General features: G+C 71.6%; 8 protein-coding genes and 1 pseudogene. 3 read left to right on the top strand and 6 right to left on the bottom strand.

The features are described from left to right. Positions 1 to 194: 194 nt before the first annotated feature. The 4 genes from ABT300_RS16600 to ABT300_RS16585 form a co-directional block, all read right to left on the bottom strand. On the bottom strand, positions 195 to 887 hold the full coding sequence (locus ABT300_RS16600) for a GntR family transcriptional regulator (RefSeq protein ID WP_351675863.1): 693 nt from the start codon (positions 885 to 887) through the stop codon (positions 195 to 197). A gap of 498 nt (positions 888 to 1,385) precedes the next feature. Next, entirely contained in the window at positions 1,386 to 2,333 is a 948-nt protein-coding gene (locus ABT300_RS16595) for a beta-ketoacyl-ACP synthase III (RefSeq protein WP_351675873.1), read from the bottom strand. 181 nt (positions 2,334 to 2,514) lie between these two features. Then, positions 2,515 to 2,652, bottom strand: coding sequence for an MFS transporter small subunit (locus ABT300_RS16590; RefSeq protein ID WP_351675861.1), 138 nt, complete (start codon positions 2,650 to 2,652; stop codon positions 2,515 to 2,517). Next, entirely contained in the window at positions 2,618 to 3,952 is a 1,335-nt protein-coding gene (locus tag ABT300_RS16585) for an OFA family MFS transporter (protein ID WP_351675859.1), read from the bottom strand. The genes ABT300_RS16590 and ABT300_RS16585 overlap by 35 nt, the downstream gene beginning before the upstream one ends. Positions 3,953 to 4,068: 116 nt before the next feature. On the opposite strand from ABT300_RS16585, the pseudogene ABT300_RS16580 reads away from it, so the two are divergent. Both ABT300_RS16580 and fdhD read left to right on the top strand, forming a co-directional pair. After that, positions 4,069 to 4,182, top strand: a pseudogene (locus tag ABT300_RS16580) (2Fe-2S iron-sulfur cluster-binding protein); the annotation flags it as partial. 7 nt (positions 4,183 to 4,189) lie between these two features. Next, a complete protein-coding gene (gene fdhD, locus ABT300_RS16575) occupies positions 4,190 to 5,038 on the top strand; it encodes a formate dehydrogenase accessory sulfurtransferase FdhD (protein WP_351675857.1) in 849 nt (282 codons plus the stop codon). Positions 5,039 to 5,046: 8 nt separating this feature from the next. Here fdhD and ABT300_RS16570 read toward each other — a convergent pair whose 3' ends face one another. Then, a complete protein-coding gene (locus ABT300_RS16570) occupies positions 5,047 to 5,574 on the bottom strand; it encodes an isochorismatase family protein (protein ID WP_351675855.1) in 528 nt (175 codons plus the stop codon). 148 nt (positions 5,575 to 5,722) lie between these two features. Further along, positions 5,723 to 6,712 carry a bile acid:sodium symporter family protein gene (locus ABT300_RS16565; RefSeq protein WP_351675871.1) on the bottom strand — a complete coding sequence of 330 codons (990 nt, stop codon included), beginning with the start codon at positions 6,710 to 6,712 and terminating at the stop codon, positions 5,723 to 5,725. A 310-nt stretch (positions 6,713 to 7,022) separates the two neighbouring features. On the opposite strand from ABT300_RS16565, the gene ABT300_RS16560 reads away from it, so the two are divergent. Further along, positions 7,023 to 7,907: a LysR substrate-binding domain-containing protein gene (locus tag ABT300_RS16560; protein ID WP_351675853.1), complete on the top strand. Its 885-nt coding sequence runs from the start codon at positions 7,023 to 7,025 to the stop codon at positions 7,905 to 7,907. The last annotated feature ends 64 nt before the right edge of the window (positions 7,908 to 7,971 follow it).

Here is a 7,971-nt window from a genome sequence, read left to right as displayed (position 1 = left end):
CGATAAAGGGCACTAGCACCTCAAGCTAGCGCGTCTGCCATTCCGCCACCCGGACCAGGTGTCTGCCGCCTGCGAGACGTTCCCCGCGGCGACACGGACAACAATACCAAGCTTTCGGCGTGCCTCTCACCTGCATATCCGCTGGCCGCGCCCGATGAAGGGCCGAGGACCGGCCGGTCCGTCGCACACGCGGATCAGGACGTCGCGCGGGCGCGGTACGCATTCCGGGTGCGCTCGGTGTGCTCGCGCATCAGCCGGGCGGCCTCCTGTTCGTCATGGGCGGCGATGGCCGCGATCAGGTCGCGGTGCTCGATCCACGACTGCCGGCCGCGCCGCGGGGCGATCGGCGTGCAGTACCAGCGCACCCGGCGGTCGACCTGGGCCGCCAGCCGGGCGAGGACCGCATTGCCCGAGAGCTCGACGACCTTCGCGTGGAAGCGGGCGTTCAGGGCGACCGCGACGTCGACCTCCTCGGCGTCCGCCTCGTCCTCGGTGACGGCCGACGCGCCCTGCGCCAGGATCTCGTTCAGGGCCGCGACGCCGCGCTCGTCCGCGTGGACGGCCGCGAGGCGTGCGGCTTCGGCCTCCAACAGGGTGCGCACGGTGAGGAGTTGATCCGCCTCCTCCGCGGTCGGCTCGTGCACGAACGCGCCCTGCGCGGGCCGGAGCTCGACCCAGCCCTCGGTGCTGAGCCGCTGCAGCGCCTCGCGCACCGGCTGCCGTGAGACGCCGAGGTGACCGGCGAGCTCGCTCTCGACGAGGTGCCGGCCGGGCTGCAGAGCACGGGTGGTGATGAGTTCGAGCAGCGCCTCGTAGACACGGTCGCGCAACGGGCCGGGCCGTTCGAGCTTGGGCACCGCGCCCTGCGGCAGTCCCGTCGACGCCATGGTCGGTCCCTCCTGGGCGAACACCGGTCGGCGTCGGCCGCAAGGGCGAGTGCCGAGCGCCGAATGCCGTCTCGAACGACTCCGGACACCGGACACCGGAGCGGCATGGACGGCGGACGGACGGTGATGACGGCCGCGCACGCCGCACTCCGTGGACGCGCACACGACAGGTGCGGCGCGGTGGGACCGTCGACCGGGCCGCTTTCGGCAACCGGTGTCGGTCGATTGTCTTTCGTCTACAGTCTACGGCGCGCGGTCCGTCGGACGAGGCTCGCCGACCTCGCGCACGCCTACCGCGACCTGCCTACCGCGTCCGCACACTCGCCGCGCCCCGCCGCCGTCCGCGCATCGCGCGGCACGGCCCGCACGGCCCTCGCACCCGTCGCCGTTCACCTGTCGCACGTCGCCGGCCGTCGTCACGAGTCACCGTCGGCACGCCATCGCGTCCGGGCTCTCACGTGCCGGCGGGTCACGGGCAGACGATCGTGGGCTCGCAGGTCACGGGCAGCGCACGACCTGCCCGGCGTACGAGAGGTTGCCGCCGAAACCGAACAGCAGCACCGGGTCGCCCGTGGAGACGGCGCCCTGCTCGACGAGCTTGGAGAAGGCGAGCGGGATGCTGGCGGCGGAGGTGTTGCCGGATTCGGTGACGTCCCGCGCGACGACCGCGTTGACAGCCCCGATCTTCGCCGCGAGGGGCTCGATGATGCGCAGGTTCGCCTGGTGCAGGACGACGGCGGCCAGGTCCTCGGGCTTGAATCCCGCCCGCTCGCACGCCTGCCGCGCGAGCGGCGGCAGCCGGGTGGTGGCCCAGCGGTACACGCTCTGCCCCTCCTGGGCGAACCGTGCAGGCTGCCCCTCGATGCGCACCGCATGCCCCATCTCGGGCACCGAGCCCCACAGCACGGGCCCGATCCCGGGCTCGACGCCGTCGGGGCAGGCCTCGACCACGGCGGCACCCGCTCCGTCGCCGACGAGCACGCACGTGGTGCGGTCGCTCCAGTCCGTCACCTCGGACATCTTGTCGGCGCCGATGACCAGCGCGCGGGTGGCGGCGCCCGCGCGGACGGTGTGATCGGCCGTGGCCAGCGCGTGCGTGAAGCCGGCGCAGACGACGTTGACGTCCATCGCGGCGGGCTGCGGGATGCCGAGGCGGGCGGCGACCCTCGCGGCCATGTTGGGCGAGCGGTCGACGGCGGTGGAGGTCGCGACCAGCACCAGGTCGATCTCGTCCGGCGCGAGACCCGCCGTGGCGAGCGCCTTGGCCGCGGCGTGCGCGGCGAGCTCGTCCACCGGCTCGTCGGGCCCGGCGATGTGGCGCGTGCGGATGCCCACCCGGCTCCTGATCCACTCGTCATTGGTGTCCACCAGTTCCGCCAGGTCCTCGTTGGTGAGCACCTTGGCGGGCTGGTAGTGGCCGACGGCGGTGATGCGCGAGCCGTTCATGTGGTGGGTCCCCTCGTTGCCGTGGGTTGCGGGATCCACCAGTCTGATCAGTGACTCACGGGTACGAGGGCGCGTGAAGCGACAGGAAACCGGTTCCGCCGTTGTCGGCTTCCCCATAGCTCTCGGACGCCTGCTCACCTGCCGAACGCCCGCCCGCCGAACACACGCCCCGCGACCACCGCTACCCGGTGAAGAGTTGCGTCGCCTTCCGGACGAGCTCGTACAGCCCGTAGACGAGCGGCGCCCCCACCCACAGCCAGGCGAAGGCGATCAACGGCCGCCGGTCAGGCTGCGGACTCGGGCTGCTGTCGTTCGACATCGGCTGCCTTCCTCTGGACGGGTACGTGGTGGCGGACGTGGACGGGACGGACGAGCTCGTTGGCGACGAAGCCGACGGCCAGCAGCCCGATCATGATGAACAGGGACAGCGTGTACAGCGACGAGCCGTCCTTGCCGGCCTCCTCCTGGCGGTCGGCGATCCAGTTGACGATCAGCGGGCCCAGTACCCCGGCCGTCGACCAGGCGGTGAGCAGCCGGCCGTGGATCGCGCCCACCTGGTAGGCCCCGAACAGGTCCTTGAGGTAGGCCGGAATCGTCGCGAAGCCCCCTCCGTAGAACGAGAGGATCACCAGCGCGCACAGGACGAACAGGGGTTTCGACGAGTCGCCGATCAGAGCGATGAGGGCGTACATCAGGGCTCCGACGCCCAGGTACAGACGGTAGACGTTCTTGCGTCCGACCAGGTCGGAGGTCGACGACCAGCCGATGCGGCCCGCCATGTTGGCCGCGGACAGCAGGGCGACGAAACCGGCGGCCGCGGAGGCCGAGACCGGGGTGGAGGTGTCGGCGAAGAAGTCCTTGATCATCGGCGCGGCCTTCTCGAGGATGCCGATGCCGGCGGTCACGTTCATGCAGAGCACGACCCACAGACACCAGAACTGCGGGGTGCGCACCGCGCTGCGCGCCGAGACCTGCACGCCCTCGACGGCGCTCGGCGCGCCCGCGACCGGCCGCTCACCTCGTGGCACCCGCACCAGCAGGACGCCCAGCGACATGAAGACCGCGTACGAGAGACCGTGCACGAGGAACGCGAGGGCGATGCCCGAGCTGTCGGCGCCGAACGACTCGAGCATCTGCGCCGACCAGGGGGAGGCGATGAGCGCGCCGCCGCCGAAACCCATGATGGCGATCCCGGTGGCCATGCCGGGGCGGTCCGGGAACCACTTGATCAGCGTGGAGACGGGCGAGATGTAACCGATTCCGAGACCGATTCCGCCGACGAAGCCGTATCCGAGGACGATCAGCCAGTACTGCTCGACGGCCGCGCCGAGCGCGGAGATCAGGAAGCCGGACGAGAAGCAGACCAGGGCGACGGTCATCGCCCAGCGCGGCCCGTTGCGCTCCACCAGGGTGCCGCCGAACGCCGCGGACAGGCCGAGCATCACGATGGCGAGCTGAAAGGGGAGCGCGCTCTGCGTGCCGCTGAGGCCGAGCGCGGACTCCAGCGGCGGTTTGAACACCGACCAGGCGTAGGCCTGGCCGATGGAGAGGTGGACCGAGAGGGCGGCAGGGGGGACGAGCCAGCGGCTCCAGCCGGGCGGCGCGATGGGGGGACTCATGAAACCTGAACGGTAGAAACCCGTTTCCGACGCTGAGAAGAGGGAGCGACGGCCGATTGCGGTGAGCGGTATGCGAGCTGCGCCGAACGGTCGGAGCCGGCCGGTCTCCCGACCGTGTGCAGGACAATGAGATCGTGAAGGACACGTCACCGCAGGCCGACCCGGTGACCCACGGCAACACCCGCATCAAGGGCCGCTGCGGCCACCAGCACGTACAGAACCGGGGCTGATCACGACATGGGACGAGTCACCGAACGACGCAAGGTGGTCCGCATCAGGGACGGCGCTGTCTCCACCCGCCCGGACACCCTGGTCGCCGAGGAGCCCATGGAGATCCGGCTCAACGGCAAACCGCTGGCGATCACGATGCGCACGCCCGGTGACGACTTCGCGCTGGCCGCCGGCTTCCTGGTCAGCGAGGGCGTGCTGGCCGAGCGGGGCGACCTCCAGAACATCGTCTACTGCGCGGGCGCGACAGCCGACGGCGGCAACACCTACAACGTGGTGGACGTGCGCACCGCGCCCGGGGTGGAGATCCCCGACATCACCCTCGAGCGCAACGTCTACACCACCTCCTCCTGCGGCCTGTGCGGGAAGGCGAGCCTGGACGCCGTGCGCACGACGACCCGCTGGCCCGTCGCCGACGCTCCCCCGCTCCGGATCGAGCCCGAGCTGCTCGCCGTCCTCCCCGACCGGCTGCGCGACGCGCAGCGGGTGTTCGACCGGACCGGCGGACTCCATGGAGCGGCCCTGTTCTCGGAGGACGGCGAGCTGATCGACGTCCGCGAGGACGTGGGCCGGCACAACGCGGTGGACAAACTGGTCGGCCGCGCCCTGCAGAGCGGGGACCTGCCCCTGTCCCGGGCGATCCTGCTGGTGTCGGGCCGGGCCTCGTTCGAGCTGGCGCAGAAGGCCGTGATGGCGGGCCTCCCGATGCTCGCGGCGGTCTCCGCCCCCTCCTCGCTGGCGGTCGACCTGGCCGTGGAGACCGGACTGACCCTGGTGGGGTTTCTGCGCGGCAGCTCCATGAACGTCTACGCGGGTGAGGACCGCATAGCCCTGAGGGCCGCGGCCCCCCAGGCCTGACCCTCGGCTCAGCCGCGCGTGAAGTGCACGTCGGCCGCGTGGACCACGGTGCCGAGACGGGGGAAGTCGAGCTTCACGGACGCATCGTGCTCGGGGCCGGTGAGAGCGGCCATCGCGTCCTCGACGAAGACCAGGTCGTACCCGAGGTCGCCGGCGGCGCGGGCGGTGGACTCGACGCCGAGATTCGTCGCGATGCCCGCGAACACGAGGGTGGTGACGCCCCGTTCACGGAGCCGGTCGTCCAGGCCGGTCCCCTGGAAGGCGCCGATCGTCCGCTTGACGATCTCCACATCGCCCTCCCGTGGCAGACCCTGGACCAGTTGGCTGCCGGACGGCTGCTCGGCGACCCCCGGACGCTCGACGCGGACGAGCACGACGAGGGCTCCCGCCGAGCGGAAGGATTCCGCCAACTCCTGGGCCGTCAGCAGCACTTCGGCGCCCTTGCGGGGCGCGAGGGGGAGGGCGACGATGCGGTCCATCAAATCGACGAGGACCAGTGCGGTGCGCGCGGGATCGAGCGCGAGGGGGACGGTCATGACGGAACGTTATCCCCCGTCAGCCGTCCGTGCCGGAGATCCGGATCAACAGACCGGTGAACTGCTCCCGTTCGACGGAGCATTCCCGCGGCCCCCGGGGTCCGGTGCGCGCACGGCGCAAACGGAGGGCCTGGCGTCGCCCTCGGTCTCAGGCCGTCGCCGGAGTCCGCTCGCCGGTGCGTTCGCCCGGCGGCTCCAGCGGATCGCGGGCCCGGCGTCTGGCGATGACCGCGCACACCATGAGCTGCATCTGGTGGAAGAGCATCAGCGGCAGCACCGCGAGGGAGGCGTGCGCGCCGAACAGCACGCTCGCCATGGGCAGTCCGGACGCGAGGGACTTCTTGGACCCGGCGAACTGCAGGGCGATCCGGTCCGCGCGGCCGAACCGCAGGGCCTTGCCGCCGTACCAGGTCAGGGCGAGCATCACCGCGAGCAGCACGGCCTCCACCACGAGCAGTCCGCCCAGCCGCGCCGCGCTCACCCGGTGCCAGATGCCCTGGACCATGCCCTCGCTGAACGCCGTGTAGACGACGAGGAGGATCGAACCGCGGTCGACGAGCGCGAGCACCTTCTTGTGCCGGGTGACGAAGCCGCCGATCCAGCGGCGCAGCACCTGTCCCGCGAGGAACGGCACGAGCAGTTGCAGCACGATCCGCAGGAGCGAGTCGGCGGAGAAGCCGCCCCCGCTGCTGCCGAGCACGGCGGCCGCAAGCAGCGGGGTGACGACGACGCCGACCAGGGAGGAGAAGGAGCCCGCGCAGATCGCCGCGGGCACGTTGCCGCGGGCGATCGAGGTGAAGGCGATCGACGACTGGACGGTCGACGGCACGAGGGTGAGGAACAGCAGCCCCTGGTAGAGCGGGTGGGTGAGAAGGACCGGGACGAGGCCGCGGGCGGCCAGGCCGAGCAGCGGAAAGATCACGAACGTGCAGGCCAGCACCGTCACGTGCAGTCGCCAGTGCTTCAGCCCGTCCAGCGCCTCACGGGTGGACAGGCGGGCGCCGTACAGGAAGAAGAGGAGGGCGATGGCCGCGGTCGAGGCGCCGGACGCCATGTCGGCGGCGGCGCCGCGCGCCGGGAACAGCGCCGCGAGCCCGACGGTCGCCAGCAACAGCAGGAGGTAGGGGTCGACCGGCATCCGACTCGGCCACTGCAGGCGTTTCACGATGCTCCACGTGCTGTTCGAAGGAGTGCTTGTTCCTGAAAGGGTTTACCGTCTGTTGCTCGTGCGGCCCGTCGGCATGCGCCTGCGGACGTCGGCATGCGTCTGCGGACCGTCGGCACACGTCTGCAGAGCATCGGCATGCGTCTGCGGTCCGTCGCTCCGGGCTGCGCAGCCGGGACCCGGAGGCTCGTGTCCATCGTCCTCCCCCGGGCAGTGATCGGGAATCCCGTACACCGCACTCACTGTCATCATGAAACATGATGAGAGGCGCTACGGTGGGCGTGTGTACGACCCCTCTCAGCTGCGCAGTTTCCTCGCCGTGGCCCAGGCGCTCAGTTTCACGCAGGCGGCGCGGCGGCTCGGTCTGCGCCAGTCCACCGTCAGTCAGCACGTGCGGCGACTGGAGGACGCGACCGGGCGCGCCCTGTTCACCCGGGACACGCACTCGGTGGAACTGACCGAGGACGGCGAGGCCATGCTCGGGTTCGCGCACCGGATCCTGGACGTCCACGAGCAGGCCGCGGCGTTCTTCACCGGCACCCGGCTGCGCGGCCGGCTGCGCTTCGGCGCGTCCGAGGACTTCGTGCTGACCCGGCTGCCGGAGATTCTGGAACGTTTCCGCTCCGACCACCCCGAGGTCGATCTGGAGCTGACGGTGGAGTTGTCGGGCGTCCTGCACGAGCGGCTCGCCGCGGGAGAGCTGGACCTGGTGCTGGCCAAGCGTCGCCCCGAGGATCAACGCGGCGAGCCGGTGTGGCGCGACGAGCTGGTCTGGATCGGCGCGGAGCGGCTGCGCCTGGACCCGGGACGACCCCTCCCGCTGATCGTGTTCCCGCCGCCGGGCATCACCCGCGCTCTGGCGCTGGAGGCGCTGGAGCGCCAGGGGCGGTCCTGGCGGATCGTGTGCACGAGCGGAAGCCTCAACGGGCTCATCGCCGCGGCCCGCGCGGGCCTGGGCGTGATGGCGCACTCCCGGGACCTGATCCCGCCGGGCCTGGTGCGGGTGGAGCGGGCCGGGCTGCCGGAGCTCGGCAGGGTCGACTTCGTGCTGGTGCACGGGCGCCGGCGGACGTCGGCGGACAGCGCCGCCGACGCCCTGGCGGCGGCGATCATGGCAGGCGGCGACCGGCTGCACCGGCGCTCCGCCACCCCTCGGCCGGCCCGCTGACCGCCCTCCGCGCCGGGCTCACCCCGGGCTCACATCCCGAGCCGGCCTGCCACGCCGTGGGGGG

Source organism: Streptomyces sp. NPDC001027 (assembly GCF_040299045.1).
Classification (GTDB): domain Bacteria; phylum Actinomycetota; class Actinomycetes; order Streptomycetales; family Streptomycetaceae; genus Streptomyces.
Note: the sequence above shows the minus strand (reverse complement) of the source record. Positions and strands in the feature narration are given on the sequence as shown.